The organism is Flavobacterium nitrogenifigens (assembly GCF_003254565.1).
Classification (GTDB): Bacteria; Bacteroidota; Bacteroidia; order Flavobacteriales; family Flavobacteriaceae; genus Flavobacterium; species Flavobacterium nitrogenifigens.
This window is the reverse complement of the sequence record NZ_QJRI01000179.1, coordinates 125,528-143,931: the sequence shown is the minus strand read 5'-3', so window position 1 is coordinate 143,931 and position 18,404 is coordinate 125,528. Positions and strand designations below refer to the sequence as shown.

Here is an 18,404-nt window from a genome sequence, read left to right as displayed (position 1 = left end):
AACCTGAAACCTGAAACAAAACTATTACTGTCCGTAATACGAATCTTTTCCGTGTTTACGGTTGTAATGTTTCTTTATTAATGAATCTTTTAATCTTGGTGCGTTTGGGTTTATTTGTAAAGTCAGGTAGGCCATTTCTGCCACAACTTCTAAGACTTTACTGTTGTAAACCGCTTTTGCAGCATTTTTTCCCCATGCAAATGGGCCGTGATTTCCAATTAAAATCATTTCTACTTCTTCATAAGAAAGATTTTTTTCTTTGAAGCAATCCAAAATCTGAATTCCGGTATTGTGTTCGTAGTTTCCTTCTATTAAATGATCTGCCATCGGGGGCGCACACGGAATATCTGCTGTTAAATGATCGGCATGCGTTGTTCCGAAAATCGGAATATCTTGCTGCGATTGTGCCCAAGCCACAGAATATGTTGCGTGAGTATGTGCAACGCCACCAATATTTGGCCAATGTTTGTATAAATAAGCATGCGTTTTGGTGTCAGATGACGGACGCATTGTACCTTCAATAACATTATTATCAAAATCGACAATTACGATATCTTCAGGTTTTAAATCTTCGTAAGGAACACCGCTTGGTTTAATGGCAAAAACACCATTTTTTCTATCCACAGCGCTTACATTTCCGAATGTATACACCACCAAATTCAATGCATTTAACTGCATATTGGCTTCGTAACATTCTTGTTTTAAATCTTTATAAAGAGAACTCATTTTGAGAAATTTTAATAGTTGGATCTGCGAAAGCACTTAATTGTTCGTAAGCAATAAGCAGTTTGTTATAAGCGGCAACTTTATCTAATTGAGGGAAATATTCTCCGTCAAAATCACTTCCTATTTTTTGGCTTGCTTCGATTACATTTGGATAAATTCCTGCTGCAACGGCTGCATAAATTGCCGCTCCTAAAGCAGGAGTCTGGTCTGAAGCTGCAACTTTAATTGGCTTGTTTAAAACATTGGCCAAAGTCTGCATAATAAAAGGCGATTTACGAGCAACACCGCCAATTCCGATTACGCTGTCGATTTTTACTCCTTCTTCTTCAAAACGATCTACAATTTTCTTCGCTCCAAAACAGATTGCGTTTACTAAAGCTTTAAAGATATGTGGTGCTTTTGTTCCTAAAGAAAGATTCGAAATCGCGCTTTTTACTTCCTGATTCGCATCTGGAGTTCTTCTACCGTTAATCCAGTCTAAAGCAATTGGAAGACTTTCTGAAACTGGGATTTTCTCTGCTTCTTTTGTCAATTCAACAATTAATTTATCGCTGAATTCTTCTCTTAACTGTTCTTTTTGAGCCTCATTTAAAACAGATGAAGAACCCAATAAATGTTCTGTCGGCCACATTAAAAGTTCTTTGTACCAAGCCAATAAATCTCCAAAAGCAGATTGTCCTGCCTCTAAACCAATAAATCCAGGAATAACTGAACCATCAACTTGTCCGCAGATTCCGCGAACGGTTTTTGTTCCTACTTCTTCGTAAGAACCAACTAGAATATCGCAAGTCGAAGTTCCCATAACACGAACCAAAGTATTTTCTTCGATTTTAGCTCCAACTGCACCAGAATGCGCGTCGAAAGTACCAACAGCCACAACTGTTTCTGTAGAAAGCCCTAAACGGTCTGCCCATTCTTGGCTTAATTTTCCAGCAACTAAATCTGAAGTATAGGTTTCATCATATAAATTTCCGCGAAGCTGTGCTAAATATGGATGCAACTTTTCTAAGAATTCAACTGGCGGTAATCCGTTCCAGTCTGTGTGCCACATTGCTTTATGTCCTGCTGCACAACGGCTTCTTTTGAAGGTTTTTAAATCTTTATCTTCAATTAATAAATAGGTCATTAAATCGCAATGCTCCATCCATGTATGCGCTGCATTTCTAACCGCTTCGTCTTGTCTTGCGATATGAAGGATTTTTGCCCAAAACCATTCGGAAGAATAAATTCCTCCAACGTATTTTGTTACATCTTCCCCGCCCCAGCTTACTGCCAGTTCGTTAATTTCGTTTGCTTCATTTATAGAAGTATGGTCTTTCCATAAAACCATCATTGCATTTGGATTTTCTTCAAAGCCTTTTGTCAATGCTAATGGCGTTCCATCTTTTGTAACCGGAACTGGAGAAGATCCTGTTGTATCGATACAAATTCCGCGAACCAATGATGGATCCACTTTACTTTCTTTTACAACGTTTTGAATCGTAGTTTCCAATCCTTCAATATGATCCAAAGGATGCTGACGGAATTGGTTTATAGAGGCGTCACAATATTGTTTGTTTTTCCATCTTTTGTAATGAGAAACATTCGATGCCAGCTCCTGTCCATTCTCAGTATCAATTAGCACCGCGCGAACAGAATCTGTTCCGTAGTCCAATCCTATTACATAATTTTTCATTCGTATTTTATTTTTAAAATATTGACAAATATAATTATAAATAATTTATAAGTGTATAAAAAACACTTAATAAAATTCTGCTCCTTAATTTTTACAAAAAATGCATCAAAACAAGGATTTAAGGTCAAAACAAAAGATAAATGTTAATGTTACATTTATAATGTTGCGATTATTTCATCTTAATCTTCAAGATGGTCACAGAGTAAGCTGGAAAATTGTATTGAACTTTGCTTCCATTTACTTTAAACTGACTTACTTTCGGACTAATTTTCGTCATTATTATTTGACGTTTTTAGTTAAATTCGAATATTGGCGTACCGTTTTTATCAAATTTTAATTTCATCATTCGTGCATGACGATTAGGATCATACAGCGGATCTGCAATAATTTCTTTCAACGGTCTTTTATCTGTCACCGGCACAACTTTTGGATCACCAACAGCTTTTTCGTAATCTCTTGCATGATAAATTACCAATGGTTCTCCGTTTTCATCTACTGTAAATGAGTTATGCCCTGGTCCATAAATATTTTTTGCTTTATCAGTTTTTAAAACTGGATATCTGGATTTTTTCCAAGAATTTCTATCTAGTAAATCAGCGTTTTCATCTGCTTCCATCATTCCCATACTGTAACAAGAACCAGTAGCACTTGCTGAAAAAGTAATGTAAATTTTCCCTTTGTGTTTAAGAACTGCAGGACCTTCGTTTACCCAAAAACCTATGCGTTCCCAATCATAATCTGGAGTCGTTAGCATAAATTGAACAGTTTTTAGTTTTATTGGAGATTCCATTTCGGCCAAATACAAATTAGAAGCGGCGAACTGTCCGCCTGTTTTTTCTGCCCAACAGAAATAGCGTTTGTTTTTATGTTCAAATACAGTTCCGTCCAGAGAAAAATCGGTAAAGCTTTTTGGATCTGCATCAGCTGCCTGCATTTGCCCAAGTTCGATCCACTTGTCATGCAAAGGATCCTGACCTGTACATTCCAAAACATAAGGTCTTAATTTCCAAATATCATTTTCTTCGCTTGCTGCAAAATACACGTACCATTTTCCATCTAAATAATGAATTTCAGGAGCCCACACATGACGGCTCATTGGTCCGCTTTTATGCTTTTCCCATACTCTAAAGGTTTCAGCATTTTGAAGCTCATCAATAGACTTTGCACGTCTTAACTCTATAGCGTCATAAGTTGGTACCGATCCTGTAAAATAGTAATACCCGTCTGTATGCTTGTAGATAAAAGGATCTGCTCTTTGCAACACAATAGGTTTGTTAGTTAAGGTTGTTGTAGCAGTCACTTCTTTTTTAGGCAACTCTTTTTCTGCTTTTTTATCTGTACAAGAAGAAACACTTACAAAAACAATGGCCGAAAGTGCCCAATTTCTTAATATGTTTGTTTGCATGTTATACTGGTTTGTTTTAGTTTAATTTATTTGTGAGGAATTCAATCTTTAAAATCAATCCACACTTTCATTTTCCCAACTCCACGATTTGACCAAGAGTAATATGGAATGGCTTTGAATTTTGAATTTTCAATCACATTTACACCTTGCAGTAAGTTGGCTTCTTTTCTCACTTTGAAAGTGTCTGAAGCCGAAATATTGATCTTATCAAAATTGGTTTTGTTGTCCATTTCTTCAACTGCATACACTAGCGGACCATATTCTAAAGAGACTTTGTTTTTATTGGTTTCTACTTTTGAATTGGTTTCTACTTCCTGAACTTCCATCGGGAAATTAAGAGCGATTTTGTCTCCTTTTTTCCAATTTCTGGTCACATTGAAATAGCCGTTTTCAGGCTGAATTGCCAATACTTCTCCGTTTACAGTAATGGTTGGTTTTTGAGTTGAAGCTTTTTTATACGTATATAAATCTCCTGGCAAAACTTCATTTCTTGCCCAGCCTGGAATTCTAAGTTTAATCGTGAATTTGCTTTCTTTTTTGGGATTAACTGAGATTCCGACTTTTCCGTTCCAAGGATAAGAAGTCTGTTGTGAAATCTGTAAATCTGTTTTTCCTAAAGTGAAAGAAGCATTGTTTGAAGCATATAAATTCACATACAGATCGTTTTTTGTTTTCGAATAAATCAATCCTGGAATTGATGGAATAAAACGAATTAAATTTGTCGGACAACAAGAACAATCAAACCAACCTTGACGCGTACAAGAACCTCTGTTTGATTTATAAACACCATCTGCTTCCAAGGCATTTGGATAGAAAAATTGTTTTCCGTCAAGCGAAATACCCGAAATTAATCCGTTGTACATCGTTCTTTCGATCACATCAAAATATTGTGATTTTCCATATAAACTGTGCAATCTATGATTCCAATATACATCTCCGATTGCTGCACAGGTTTCGTTGTAAGCCGTTAAATTTGGTAATTCATAGTTTACGCCAAAAGCTTCACCATCATGTCTCGATCCTATTCCGCCTGTGATGTACATTTTTTTGTTTACCATATTATTCCATATCGTATTTACAGCATTTTCATAGGCTTTATCCTTAGTCAGTGCCACAATATCTGTCATTCCTGCGTACATATAAACGGCACGAACAGCATGCCCGACAGCTTCTTTTTGTTCTATAACCGGCATGTGATCCTGAGCATATTCTCCGTATAATTTATGATTGTTCGGATTTCCACGATTGTCCAAATAGTATTTTGCCAATTTCAGGTAATCTTCTTTTCCTGTAATTTGATATAATTTCAATAATCCAGTTTCTACAATCTGATGTCCTGGAACTCCTTTTATCTGTCCTGGATTATCGCCAAAAGTTCTTACCAACATATCGGCCGCTTTTATGGCAATGTCTAGGAAATTAGTTTTTCCTGTGGCTTCATAATGCACGATAGCAGCTTCAATTAAATGTCCAGGATTATATAATTCGTGGCTGATCTGCAAAGATTCCCAACGTTTTCCTTCGATTACAGGAACCCAAGGCGCTGGTGGTTTTGCAGGGTTTATGGTTCTCCAAGTTGTAATATATCCATCTGGCTCTTGACCAATTTTTACAATGGCAATCATAGAATCCAAAACTCTTTCCAATTTCGGATTTGGTGCGCTAATTAAAGTGTTTGATGCTCCTTCTATAATTTTGTAAACATCGGTATCATCAAAAGGCATATCTCCTCTTGTTGTTCCTGTTTTTTGTTTTCCGGCAATTAAAAAGTTTTCAAAACGACCTTCTTCGTCACATTTTTTAATAGCGTATTCTATCGTTACTTCCTGCACTCTTTTAATAATTGGAAGCCAGAAGGAATCGGTTAGTTTTACATTTTGAATGTTAACCGGTTCGATTTCGTAACCCGCTTTTAAGACCGATGTTTTATTCTGCACCACATTGTTTTTAGTCTCTTTACAGGAAACCAAAACTAGAAGTGACATGAAAATCGTTAAAATTGGTAAGTTGTATTTCATCATTACTTTTGTATTCTATTTTAAAACAGGCCATAAATCTGCGTCCCATTGCATTTCTCTAACCACTAATCTTGGTGTTCCGTTGGTTTTCTTTTCATAAGCATGATAAAACATATAATCTTTTCCGTCAAAAGTATAAGCGCTGTTATGTCCTACTCCAAAATAGTTTTCGTCGCCTTGAACTACTATACTTCCTCCGCCTTGATCGAGTTGTTTTCCTTCTTTATCCAAATAAGGTCCTGTTACATTTTTAGATCTTCCAACAACCACTTTGTAAGTGCTTTTTTCTCCGCGACAGCATAAATCCCAAGAGAGAAATTGATAATAATAACCGTTTTTCTTAAAGATAAAAGGAGCTTCAAGTGCGCCATCTCCCGGGTCTGAATCTGCTAATTCGAAGGTTCTTTTGCGTTTTGCAATCGTATGCCATTCTTGAGGCTGAGCAATTGATTTTAAATCGGGATTTAATTTTACCAATTTCAATCCTTCCCAAAAAGAACCGAAAGAAAGCCAAGGCGTATTGTTTTCATCAAAAACCAAATTCGGATCAATTGCGTTCCACATATCTCTGTTTGGCTGCGATTGAATGACAATTCCCTGATCGACCCATTTGTAGTTTTTATCTTTTGGATCTAAAGTCGTATTGGTCGCAACGCCAATCGCCGAAGTATTTTTGGCGAAAGCCGAAACCGAATAATATAGATAATACGTATTGTTGTGAAATGAAATATCCGGTGCCCAAATATGATTTTTAAAATCAGCCGCAACACCATCTGCCCAAACTGGTTTTTCTGCGAAGACTTGTGGCTCTTTATTCCATTTTTTTAAATCTTTTGAACTAAAAACACTTATTCCGTTGCCTGTGCAGTATAAATAATAAGTGTCTTTTTGTTTGATGACAACAGGATCGTGTACGACAATTTCCTGCGCCATAACCACGGAAACTGTGAACATCAAAAAAGCCGAAATTGCATATTTTATGTTTTTGTAAACCATATAGGTGATTTAAGTAAATTTAAGTTCAAACCTCAACGAAAACTTTTCTAGAACATATAAGCAGTCCAAACTGAAAACTGCGACTGCGACTGAACACTATTGTATACCTTCAGATGTCATTACGACGCGTTTCATCGTTCCATCTTTGTTATAAAATAATTTATCTACACAGACCGATCTTCTAAAACTTCCTCCATTTGGTTTTGATGCTCCGTTGTGATAAATGAAATACGATTGTCCTTTAAAATCAATTATAGATTGATGATTCGTATTACTGTTTCCTGCTAATTCATTCAAAATCCCTTTAAATTCCCAAGGCCCTGTAATTGATTTGCTCATGGCGTAGGCAATTTTTTCAGGAAACTCATAAGCGTATGACAAATAATACCAGTCTTTATGTTTATGAATCCACGGTGCTTCGGTAAAATTTGACAGTTTTATGTGATGAATTTCACCTTCTATTTCCGTCATATTTTCTTTTAATTTGGCATAATGACAGGCGGTATTTCCCCAAAATAAATAGGCTTGTCCATCTGTATCGATAAAAACGGTCGGATCAATATCGTCCCAGCTTATATCGCTAAACTTGGTCATATCGTTGGTAATTAACGCTTTTCCTAATGCGTCTTTAAAAGGCCCAAGCGGATTATCTGCAACAGCAACTCCAATCGATTTTCCAGGAACAGTACCATGTTCAACTGTTACATACCAATAAAATTTTCCGTTTCTTTCTATTACCTGCGAAGCCCATGCATCGCTTTTTGCCCATTTAAAATCGGTTACTTTCAACGGAACTGGATGTGATTCCCATTTTTTCATATCAGAAGAAGAATACACCAGCCATTCATTCATTTTATAAAAATTAAAATCGTTTGGTGCTTCATCATGGCCTGCATACAAATACACTTTGTCTTTATATACCAATGCGGCAGGGTCTCCTGTATATTTATCTGTAATAATAGGATTGTTGAATTTTACCGATTGTGCAGTTCCAGCAATCGATAAAAACAAAACAGAAAGGTTGATAAATAGGTTTTTCATTTGTTACTTTATTTTTTTTGCCACGAATTCACGAATTTTTACAAATCATAATTCGTGAATTGCTTCGCCTATTCGCTATCGCTCGGGTCGTGGCTATTTTTCTCTCCCAGATTGAGCTGGTTTTTTTTAATCTTCTTAATCCTTTATCCCGATAGCTATCGGGAGTAGCTATTCTTTAATTTTTGTAATTTTCTAATTTTCTAATTAATCTTTTTACCCCAAACTGATAATCCCGCACTATTGATTCCGGTATAACTTAAAGTCACTTTTCTGGTTGCCGATTCCCAATCCCAAGCGTCAACTACATTGCATTTCACTCCGTTTATGGTTGCTATTTTTTTAGCTGGATCATACGACCACGTTCCTGTTATGTCTCCACCAACTTTTTTATCGGCAGTTAAAAAAATCGTAACCGCTTTCTGCATGGTTTTGTATTGATAATTCATGGTAATTTGTTCCCAAGTTCCAACTAGATTTCCTTCTGCAAAAGTCGTTGTTGGCACACCCGCATAACGTTCTGGTTCTATTACAGGCCAACCGTCTTCTGTCCATTGAATTCCATGCACATGTCCCATCATTACTGCATTTGAAACATTGATTCCTGCAACACCTTCTGGCAAACGTGCTTGTGAAGCATAAAACCATTGCTTGGTTGTCGGATTTTGAAAAACAGCACAATGCGCAAATCCAACCCAGCCTGTATGATTTTTAAATTGATATGGGTGCGTTAACAACGGATAACATTCTGCCCCGTTTGTAATGCTCATTCCTGTATTGGTTACGTACGGTCCGAGAATGTTTTTGGAACGCGCTACACGTGTATTGTACGCAACCGATAATTCGTCATAAGCCAAAAACAAATAATAATATTGTGTCTCTGGATTATAGATAATTTCTGGCCCTTCGAGCGCCTGCCAACGGTTTGTATTTACATTTCCGCGACCTGCAATTCGAACTCCGTAATCGTCAATTGTTTTTAATTTATCTGGTTTTCCTGTTGTCGGATTTAGTTTTAAAGCTGCAATTCCAGAATGCCATGAACCGTAAATTAGATATTGTTCGCCTTCGGGAGTTTCAATAAAACTCGGATCAATGGCATTGAATTTAAAATAAGCATCCCAATCGTTCCCTCCATTTCTGACATAACTTTTTACGCCGTCAGGTTCAGAGCAGACAACCATTCCTTTGTCAACCCAATTATTAGAAGCTAAATCTGTTGTTTCAGCCAAACCGATAAAAGCGCGTTCGGTCCAAGAAGTATTGGTATCTGTTCCTGTAATTGGATTGGTTACTACAATGCTATAATACATTCTGAAAACATTCCCCACTTTTCTAACGCATGGTGCCCAAAATCCGTAACTCGGATTTGTTATTGGAGGTAGCGCCGGATTCATTCTGGCTCTTTTATTATTTAAAGAATCTTTTACCCAAGCCGGAGCCTGCGTCATTGAAGGGCCCATAAATTCCCAATTGATTAAATCTTTAGATCTTCTGTAGAAAAAATGTCCGTTTCCATCATGTGCATTTCCGTATGAAGCATCAGTTTGATACATATAATAGTATTCTCCTGATTTCTCAACTGATGGATCGTGCACGTTGGCTAAATTCCATTGCGATCTGCTTGCCCAGCTTGCAAATGCGGTATAATTATCTGCATAAGTTGGCCCTTTAAATGTTGGCGTAACCACAGGCGGTTCAACTACAACTGGCGGTTCTGGATCTAATGCCGGATCATCTTTGGAACAGCTTGTCATTAGAATTGCTGCTGCTGCAAAAAATCCGATGAAAGAAATGGTTTTTAAAATGAAGTTTTCTTTTTTCATTTGCCTCTATTTTATTTTCCTTCTAAAACAACTACTGAGAAAGGAGGAATAGTGATTTCAAGTTTTCCTTTTTTGTTTTCGAAACCTTTAAAAGCTGTTGGGACAATTTTATTTGGATTTTCGAATGAATTGTAATCTTGTAATTTATCCGATGTAATAACCGTTCCTGTGAAGTTTTTCACGCCTAAATCTTTTACATCAATTTCGATTTTGTTTTTGTTTTTTGCATCCACATTCACTAATGAAATATGAACCGCTCCGCTTTTATCTTTTGATGCTGATGCTGAAACTGCTGGAAGTTTTTCTCCATTAAAAGTGTATGATGGCGATTCGAAACTTACTGGCAACAACTTAGCATCTTGATGCACGCTGTACATTTTCATTACATGATAGGTTGGCGTCACAATCATTTTGGCTTTATCTGTAAGGATTACGGCTTGTAAAACATTAACACATTGTGCTAAGTTTGCCATACGAACACGGTCTGAATGGTTGTTGAAAATATTAAGTGTAGCACCAGCTAAAACCGCATCACGCATAGTATTTTGCTGATATAAAAACCCTGGATTTGTTCCTTTTTCAACTTCATACCAACCTCCCCATTCGTCAACAATCATGGCTACCTTTTTCTCAGGATCGTATTTGTCCATAATTGCCGAATGCTTGGTAACCAATTCTTCCATTTTTAGAGCTGATTGCATGGTTTTGAAATAGCCTTCTTCAGTAAAATTTCTATCGTCTCCTTTTTTACCCCAGTCAATTACCGCATAATGGTGAACTCCAACTCCGCCTAACATATTTAGCGGAATTCCTTTCATTAAAACTTCTGTCCAATTATAATCTGCACTGTTTGATCCTGAAGCAATACGAGTAATTCCTCCAGTATTTTCCCAGTCAGACATGAAAGTCGCATATTTTCTGTATTCTCCTGCATAGTATTCTGCAGTCATATTTCCTCCGCATCCCCAAGCTTCATTTCCAATTCCCCAGTATTTTACTTTCCAAGGTTCTTTTCTTCCGTTTTTAGTACGCAAATCACTCATCGGACTTTTACCGCTGAAGTTCGTGTACTGAACCCAATCTGCCAATTCTTGAACCGTTCCGCTTCCTACATTTCCAGATAAATACGGTTCTGCTCCTAAAAGTTCACACATATTCAAAAAATCGTGTGTTCCGAAACTATTGTCTTCGGTTACTCCGCCCCACCATTTGTTTACAATTGTTGGTCTTTGTTCTTGTGGTCCAATTCCGTCTTTCCAGTGATATGTATCAGCAAAACAACCTCCTGGCCATCTTAAATTTGGAATTTTTAAATCTTTTAAAGCCGCAATAATATCATTTCTTACTCCTTTTGTATTTGGAATTTTCGAAGTGTCTCCCACAAAAAATCCTCCGTAAATACAACGGCCCAAATGCTCTGCAAAATGGCCGTAGATATTTTTGTCAATTGTAGGTGCATCAGCAGAATTTTTAATAGTAATTGTCGTCTGCGCGAAATTCAGCTGACTGCAAAGCGAAATAAGAAATGTGATTAAAAGTGCTTTTTTCATAATGGTTTTTATTGTAGAGGAAAGTCCGAAAACTTTCCTCTTAATTTTAATTTTTAATAAGAAAGTGTCGGCCATCCTGATGACCAAGTAAAGTATACAATTTCAAGTTTTGGATTTCCGCTGTCGGCTCCGTCATAATAATGAACAGCTCCCTTTTGAGTTCCTGTAATTCTAGATAAATGTCCTGGACCAATATAATTTCCTTGTGTAGCTAAAACTGTTGTTCCGCCACCATTGGTTAATGCCACTCCGTTTTTATCAACGAAAGGTCCAAACGGACTTGTAGAACGTCCAACTACAATATAATAGGTACTGTTTACGCCATTGCAGCAAGTGCCTCGGTTTACAAACATATAATAATAGCTTCCTTCTTTAATTAAACAAGGAGCTTCCCAAGATGCGCTGTTTCCTCCAGCAACAATCGTTCTGCTTCCCGTTGTTTTCCCTGTTGAAGGATTAATTTGGATAACTCCAATGCCTGCATGCCATGAACCATAAGCCATATAGACATTGCTTCCGTCTACTAAAATTGACGGATCGATTGCATTAACATCTGATGCTGATGAAGAAGAAACAACAACTCCTCTGTCTGTCCATGTTGTTCCTGCGCTTTGCGAAATGGCTGAAGTTGTTACCAATCCGATTGCTGATGTGGCAGAACCAAATGTGGAGCAAGAATAATACATATTCCATCTGTTATTAAACCAAGCAACATCTGGCGCCCAGAACGTTTTAACAAATCCTGGAACATATCCTGTAATCCAGCTTGGCGTTGATGAGAATACGGATGTTCCCCATGTCCAGTTAGCCAAATCTCTTGAATACGTCATTGGAATATTATCTCCTGTCGTAAAAACATAATAATTAACTCCGCTTTTTACAATTGTACTCGGATCGTGCGATGGCACATTTCCACTGACTGTTTTAGCTGTTGAATTGGTAACCTCTGAATCCTTTGCATTTACAACTGCTGTTGTTCCTTCTTGTGTTGGGACAATCTCTTCATTTTGACAACTCCCAAATAATATCGCTAATAAAACCAAACTTGTAATTGTTTTCATTGTTCTAATTTTAGTTACTGTTAAAAATTACTTCTCTTGTATTCCAAATTCTAAGGGATAATCATAGTCGCAGTTTTCAGTCACAGTATACAGTGAGACTGAGACCGAAAACTGAGACTGAAAAACTTTAATAACTCTCGTTTTGAATAGTTCCTGGATTGTTATCCATTTCTAATTGCGGAATTGGGAAATATTCTCTTCCTGCTGTATAAGTATTAAACTCAGCATCTCTTGCTTTTAACCAAGCCAATTTTGCTGGATCTTGAAGCCATCCCCAACGACGAATATCATCAAAACGGTGTCCTTCTAGCGGGAATTCTAAAAATCTTTCATGTCCAATTTGTTCTCTCATTTGTGTTTGAGACAATCCTGGTTTTGCAGTTGCCAAATCTGGAAGATTTACCCTGTTTCTTACCATCTGAATGTAAGTGTAAGCCCCTTGAGTATCTCCTGTTTCGTTTAAACATTCTGCATACATCAAAAGAATATCAGCATATCTTAATAAACGCTCATTGATTCCTGAACGCCAATCGTATTCGTCAGCAAATTGTCCGTCAGAGTTTTGGTATTTTCTACAGAATATATCATTTAAATCGGCTGGACTTGAAGCGTAGAATGTTGCAAAATCTTTTCCATACAATTGCATTCCGCCTGGTTTATTATAGAAAATAGTAGCGTCTAAACGAGGATCAAGCTCTCCTGTTTTTGTTTTTTCATCATGAAATTCATTAAACAATGCCCATGATGGCTGTACATCTGTCCATCCAAAAGCACGTGGCGCATAGGTAATCGCTCTTGCCGATGTTTTCCCCCAGCCAGAAGCAGGCGCGCCTCCCCAACCTAAATCAACTCCTCCAGCATCTCTGCTAAATTGAACTTCAAAAAGAGATTCTGAATTGTTTTCATTTGCAGTTGTAAAGTTGTCTCTGTAATTCGTTACTAGAGAATAAACCCCTAAATCTATTACTTGCTTAAAAGTTGTTTTAGCATTTGTGAAATCTTTCGTAAACAAATAGGCTTTTCCTAAATATCCTAACGCTGCACCTTTAGTTGCGCGTCCTTTTTGTCCAGCATCTAATCCTGAAATGCCAACATAAGAATTTGGAAGTAATTCTGCTGCCGCTTTAAAATCTGCAATAACTTGCGCCCAGCCTTCATCTTGCGTTTTTTGAGGATAATAAACCGCTAATTCTGTTGGAAGAGGCACATTCTTAAACATGTTTACTGCATGGAAAAAAAACAGTCCTCTTAAGAAATAGGCTTGTCCTATAATTCTGTTTTTTAACGCTTTGTCTTCAAATTCAATTCCCGGCACATTGGTCAATACTTGATTGGCACGGTAAATACCTTGATAATACGTTTCGTAAGCCCACCCGTAAATTGCAGGATCTGCCACATTCGAATTGAAGTGCCCCACATTATACATTGAACCCCAAGGGCTGTTTGTTCTAGAATCATCTGCTTTTACGTCGAGCAATAATGGCGTGCTTCTCATGTACGTTCCATCTGTCAGTAAACTTCCGTAAGCGGCATTTACGCCTTGCAGTGCATCTTCATCTGTTTTCCAAAAATTATCGACCGAATCATTATTTGGATCCAATTGGGTCAGATCTTCGTTATCTACACAGCTTGTTGTTACCAAGGCTAGTGAAAGAAAAACGGTTATATAGCTAAATATTTTAGATTTCATTTTAATACGTTTTAATGGTTAAACCTGTTTTTAGAAGCTCACTTCTACTCCTAAAGAAATTGTTCTTGGATTTGGAAAAGATCCTGCGTCATAGCCTCTTGAAAGTAGTCCGTCACTATTGAAGTCAGGATCATAACCTTTATATTTAGAGATAATCAACAGGTTTTGACCATTTAGGTAAACCTTAGCTTTTTCAATAAATTTATCTTTAATCGGAATGTTGTAACCGATTTCCATTGTTTGCAGTTTCACATAGTCACCGCTTTCAATAAATCTGTTTGAATCTCTGCTATTTCCGTTTGGATCTCCAATAACTGGAGCTGGAATATTGGTATTGGTATTAGTTGGCGTCCAATAATTTAATTCGTCTGTATGATGATTTGTGTATTGTCCGATCATTAAATTACGATACATCGCATTAAATACTTTGTTACCACCTGCTCCCTGCCAAAACATTGAGAAATCAAAGTTTGAATAAGACGCACTGAAATTTAATCCGAAACCATATTTAGGGATTGTTACACCTTGGAAAGTTCTATCAGCGTCTGTTATAGCTCCGTCTCCGTTTACATCTCTAAATTTCACGTCTCCAGGAGCTGCACCTGTTTGTGTAGGAGAAGCCGCAACTTCTGCCGCATTCTGGAAAATTCCAATTGCTTCCCAAGCAAACATTTCGCCAACAGATCTTCCTACTTCTGTTTTAGAAACTGCTCCATAAATAGGATTTCCATTTACACCCATTTTAGTAACCTCATTTTTAAGTGTTCCGAAATTTCCAGAAATATCATATTTAAATTTATGATGATGATTGCTGTAAGATGCTGTAAATTCAACCCCTGAGTTTTTCATAGATCCTGCATTTGTAGTCACACTTGCAGGAAAAGCTCCTGTAGAGTATGGAAGCGGAACTCCTAACAATAAATCATTCGATTTTTTAATGAAATATTCTGCTGTAAACTGTAAATCATTGTTTAAGAAACCTAATTCGATACCCACATTTGAGTTTGTCGATTTCTCCCATTTTACATTAGGATCTAATGCTGCAACCACTGTTGTTCCAGGAGCAAGCTCATTATTAAAATCATACCCAGCAAAACTGTTTACTGTTGACGCAAAGAAATATTGCGAAATGGTATTGTTACCCAATGTACCGTAACCTCCTCTAAGTTTAATATTACTTATCCATTCTGGTAATGTCCAAAATTTCTCGTTACTGATTTTCCATCCTCCTGAAAAAGAGTAAAAGTTTGCCGAATTATTTTTTTCGCTGAAAAGAGAGGTTTTATCTTGTCTAAAATTAGCCTGCAATAAATATCTGTCATCATAAGAATAGTTTAATCTGCTGATATAGGATATTCCTGTAATTGTAAATTTATATTCGCTGGCATTTCTGGCATCAGCATATTGCAGCATCGGAATATCGTTTGGAGTAAAACCTACACCTCTCATATTATATCTATGATAGTCTCTTTTTTCCTGAATCCAACCTGCAAGAGCGTCAATTTTATGCTTGCCAAGAGTCACTTCATAAGTTAGCAAATTGTTCAAAAACGTTCTTAGCTCATTTCCTGTTTCAACATCCAGCGATGCTTCGTCATTTGTTGTAACATAATACCAACCTAAATCACTTGGCGGAATAAACTTTCTGTTTTCCCAATCTGTTCTATCGTAACTTACATCCAATTTATATTTAAGACCTTTTACAATTTCAACTTCTCCCCAAACATCTCCAATGAAACGATGTCTTTTTCCGTTATTATCAATCAGATTATTATAACCAATTGGATTCATTGAAATCGCTCTTTGAGTCAAATTATCTGTACCTCCATAACCTCCAAGTCTATTTGAGTCATAAACTGGCATAGTTGGGATAGCCCCTAAAATATCACTTACAATAGTCTGACCTGCATTATATTCATTAAAAATTTCTTTATCAGATTGTGTATAGGCAATTTTTGCGCCGTATTTAAATTTTCCTTTTTTACCATTTAAATTTAAGTTGGTAGATAATCTCTCATAATCTTGAGGTGTCTTGATGTAACTTGTATTTTTAAAATAATCAACATTAAAACTATAAGCTATACTTTCTGCACCTCCAGTAAACGTAAGCGCTTGATTTTGCACCACACCTGTCTGAAAAGATTCTTTTTGCCAATCTGTATTTACATTTGAAATATAGGAGGAACTATTTGGGTCATTTCCAGGAGCAATGCTTACAGGAACACCAGCTCTTAAATCTCTGTTTCTTTCGGCTTCACTAGTAATTTTCTGATAGCCAAGGCGATCTGTAACATCCCATTTTTTAGCAACATTTTGAAGACCTACAATAGATTTAAATTTAATATCCATTTTACCTTGCCTTCCTTTTTTGGTTGTAATAATTACAACACCATTTGCTCCACGCACACCATAAATGGCAGCCGATGACGCATCTTTTAAAACCTGCATTGATTCTATTTCTCCTGGGGCAAAATCATAAGGTGAATCGACCATAATTCCGTCGATTACAAAAAGCGGATTGTTATTGCTAAATGAAGTTATACCTCTAATCTTCACATTTACAAAACCTCCTGGTTCTCCTGAAGATTGTACCGTAACACCTGGCACCTGCCCTTGAAGCATTTTAGCGGCATCGTAAGTCACTACTTTTTTAGCAGATTCTAAGTTAACGACACTTACAGAACCCGTTAAATCCGATTTCTTTTGAGTTCCGTAACCAATAACAACTACCTCATTAAGTTTATTGGTGTCTTCGCCCAGAGCCACATCTATTTTAGACTGGCTTCCTACAGCTATCTCTTTATTCTGAAATCCTATAAATGAAAAAACTAATACATCGTTTGGCGATGCCTTAATTGAGTACTCTCCGTCAAATCCAGTCGTAGCAACTGTTTTGGTTCCTTTTATTACGATGTTTACACCTGGAAGAGGCAGGTTATCCTGCGTCGATGTAACAACTCCTGTTATCGTTTTGCCTTGAGCAGACATTTGATTTACAGACAATAATAGCATCAATACTGCTAAAATCCAATTTGTTTTAGGCAATAGAAAATTGCAATACAAAAGTAATTTTTGTTTTGTAATCATAATGGTTTAGTTAAGATTGGTTAGTCGTTTTTAGTTAATAAGTGTTAATCTTACATTTGTAAATTTAACTAAAAAAAAACCACGTAAACAAATTAATATCACAAAAAAAAAGCTCAAAAAAAACACATATCGCAAATTAAGTGTTCAATTGACATTTAAAAATTCAAAGTTTTTTCAAAAAAAGAGGTGTTTTTTTAATTTTAGTTGTGTAAAAAATACACTTTTAATCAAAAAGTCGTTTTTTAATCAAAAAAAGGCTTGAATAAAAAAAGGTAGAAATAAACTGTTTTTTAGTGTTTTGAATTGAAAAAAAAGATTAATTTGTAGGTAAAAGATTGTTTATTTATAGCCTTTTCTGATTAAACAGAACATATTTTTGTGAAAAACTATCCTTGACTGTCCTGTTTTTTTCTTAAAAAAATCTTAAAAAAGAAATTTGTATGTTATTTTTATGCAAAAATCAACTTTTTTAAGGCTACTTTTGAGTAGTTAATTATGTAAGTGTAAAATCTACATTAATAAATTATGATACGATTTAAGAAGTTTATATATTTACCCATCCAAATTAATTATATATGCTAAACAGTTATAGCTCTGCTGATAAAGTTTTACTAGCAGTGGACTGCATCATTTTCGGATTTGACAATGATGGTCTGAAGATTCTTTTGATTCAAAGAGATTTTGAACCAGAAAAAGGAAAATGGTCCTTGATCGGAGGATTTCTAAAACGTGATGAAGTTTTAGACGCTGCCGCAACCAGAATATTAAATACATATACAGGTCTGAACGATATTTATATGGAGCAGTTACATGCTTACAGCGAAATTGATCGTGACCCGGTAGAAAGAACCATTTCGGTTTCTTATTTTGCTTTAATTAATATTGAAAACCACAATGCAGAACTAATTAAAAATTATCACGCAGAATGGTTTCCTATTAATGACGCGCCAAATTTAATTTTTGACCACAACGAAATGGTTGAAAATGCTATTAAAAGACTTCGCTACAAAACTTCGATCAAACCAATTGGTTTCGAATTGCTTCCTGAGAAATTCACCATGCGTCAGCTTTTAGAATTGTACGAAGCTATTTTGAGCAAAGAACTCGACAAACGAAATTTCATCAGTAAAATTAATTCGCTTGAAATTTTAAATAAATTAGACGAAAAAGACATGCAGTCTTCTAGAAAAGGTTCTTATTTATACACCTTTAATAAAGAGAAATATGAAGAAAAGCTACTAAATAATTTTGTGCTCAATCTTTAAGAATATATTTATTCTCTCGCAGATTTAAGAGATTTGGCTGATCAATTATCAAAAAAAAAATCTGCTA

At 36.2% G+C, this 18,404-nt stretch carries 12 protein-coding genes; 1 reads left to right on the top strand and 11 read right to left on the bottom strand.

Annotated elements, in window-relative coordinates:
- Positions 1-24: 24 nt before the first annotated feature.
- The 11 genes from DM397_RS17835 to DM397_RS17785 form a co-directional block, all read right to left on the bottom strand.
- The gene (locus DM397_RS17835; protein WP_111284502.1) at positions 25-726 is read right to left on the bottom strand and encodes an L-ribulose-5-phosphate 4-epimerase; all 702 of its coding nucleotides are present in this window, start codon (positions 724-726) and stop codon (positions 25-27) included.
- Positions 710-2,401: a ribulokinase gene (locus tag DM397_RS17830; protein ID WP_111378831.1), complete on the bottom strand. Its 1,692-nt coding sequence runs from the start codon at positions 2,399-2,401 to the stop codon at positions 710-712. The genes DM397_RS17835 and DM397_RS17830 overlap by 17 nt, the downstream gene beginning before the upstream one ends.
- 292 nt (positions 2,402-2,693) lie before the next feature.
- Positions 2,694-3,806: a glycoside hydrolase family 43 protein gene (locus tag DM397_RS17825; protein ID WP_111378830.1), complete on the bottom strand. Its 1,113-nt coding sequence runs from the start codon at positions 3,804-3,806 to the stop codon at positions 2,694-2,696.
- Positions 3,807-3,847: 41 nt separating this feature from the next.
- Complete coding sequence (locus tag DM397_RS17820; RefSeq protein ID WP_239457877.1) at positions 3,848-5,827, bottom strand: glycoside hydrolase family 127 protein; 1,980 nt, start codon at positions 5,825-5,827, stop codon at positions 3,848-3,850.
- Between the two features lie 12 nt (positions 5,828-5,839).
- A complete protein-coding gene (locus DM397_RS17815) occupies positions 5,840-6,820 on the bottom strand; it encodes an arabinan endo-1,5-alpha-L-arabinosidase (protein ID WP_239457876.1) in 981 nt (326 codons plus the stop codon).
- A gap of 96 nt (positions 6,821-6,916) precedes the next feature.
- Positions 6,917-7,861 (bottom strand): glycoside hydrolase family 43 protein, encoded by a 945-nt coding sequence (locus DM397_RS17810; RefSeq protein ID WP_111378828.1) that lies wholly within the window; start codon positions 7,859-7,861, stop codon positions 6,917-6,919.
- Between the two features lie 200 nt (positions 7,862-8,061).
- Entirely contained in the window at positions 8,062-9,684 is a 1,623-nt protein-coding gene (locus DM397_RS17805) for an arabinan endo-1,5-alpha-L-arabinosidase (protein WP_111378827.1), read from the bottom strand.
- A gap of 11 nt (positions 9,685-9,695) precedes the next feature.
- A complete protein-coding gene (locus DM397_RS17800) occupies positions 9,696-11,234 on the bottom strand; it encodes an alpha-N-arabinofuranosidase (RefSeq protein ID WP_111378970.1) in 1,539 nt (512 codons plus the stop codon).
- A 53-nt stretch (positions 11,235-11,287) separates the two neighbouring features.
- Complete coding sequence (locus DM397_RS17795; RefSeq protein ID WP_111378826.1) at positions 11,288-12,295, bottom strand: arabinan endo-1,5-alpha-L-arabinosidase; 1,008 nt, start codon at positions 12,293-12,295, stop codon at positions 11,288-11,290.
- Positions 12,296-12,422: 127 nt separating this feature from the next.
- Entirely contained in the window at positions 12,423-13,985 is a 1,563-nt protein-coding gene (locus DM397_RS17790; RefSeq protein WP_111378825.1) for a RagB/SusD family nutrient uptake outer membrane protein, read from the bottom strand.
- A 30-nt stretch (positions 13,986-14,015) separates the two neighbouring features.
- Positions 14,016-17,072: a SusC/RagA family TonB-linked outer membrane protein gene (locus DM397_RS17785; protein ID WP_111378824.1), complete on the bottom strand. Its 3,057-nt coding sequence runs from the start codon at positions 17,070-17,072 to the stop codon at positions 14,016-14,018.
- A 575-nt stretch (positions 17,073-17,647) separates the two neighbouring features.
- Here DM397_RS17785 and DM397_RS17780 point away from each other — a divergent pair.
- A complete protein-coding gene (locus tag DM397_RS17780) occupies positions 17,648-18,337 on the top strand; it encodes an NUDIX hydrolase (protein WP_111378823.1) in 690 nt (229 codons plus the stop codon).
- The last annotated feature ends 67 nt before the right edge of the window (positions 18,338-18,404 follow it).

Excerpts from the sequence above, each read along its gene's own strand:
- DM397_RS17790 (WP_111378825.1), bottom strand. The coding sequence starts at position 13,985 with ATGAAATCTAAAATATTTAGCTATATAACCGTTTTTCTTTCACTAGCC.
- DM397_RS17800 (WP_111378970.1), bottom strand. The coding sequence starts at position 11,234 with ATGAAAAAAGCACTTTTAATCACATTTCTTATTTCGCTTTGCAGTCAG.
- DM397_RS17820 (WP_239457877.1), bottom strand. The coding sequence starts at position 5,827 with ATGATGAAATACAACTTACCAATTTTAACGATTTTCATGTCACTTCTA.
- DM397_RS17825 (WP_111378830.1), bottom strand. The coding sequence starts at position 3,806 with ATGCAAACAAACATATTAAGAAATTGGGCACTTTCGGCCATTGTTTTT.
- DM397_RS17830 (WP_111378831.1), bottom strand. The coding sequence starts at position 2,401 with ATGAAAAATTATGTAATAGGATTGGACTACGGAACAGATTCTGTTCGC.
- DM397_RS17815 (WP_239457876.1), bottom strand. The coding sequence starts at position 6,820 with ATGGTTTACAAAAACATAAAATATGCAATTTCGGCTTTTTTGATGTTC.
- DM397_RS17810 (WP_111378828.1), bottom strand. The coding sequence starts at position 7,861 with ATGAAAAACCTATTTATCAACCTTTCTGTTTTGTTTTTATCGATTGCT.
- DM397_RS17835 (WP_111284502.1), bottom strand. The coding sequence starts at position 726 with ATGAGTTCTCTTTATAAAGATTTAAAACAAGAATGTTACGAAGCCAAT.
- DM397_RS17795 (WP_111378826.1), bottom strand. The coding sequence starts at position 12,295 with ATGAAAACAATTACAAGTTTGGTTTTATTAGCGATATTATTTGGGAGT.
- DM397_RS17780 (WP_111378823.1), top strand. The coding sequence starts at position 17,648 with ATGCTAAACAGTTATAGCTCTGCTGATAAAGTTTTACTAGCAGTGGAC.
- DM397_RS17805 (WP_111378827.1), bottom strand. The coding sequence starts at position 9,684 with ATGAAAAAAGAAAACTTCATTTTAAAAACCATTTCTTTCATCGGATTT.
- DM397_RS17785 (WP_111378824.1), bottom strand. The coding sequence starts at position 17,072 with ATGATTACAAAACAAAAATTACTTTTGTATTGCAATTTTCTATTGCCT.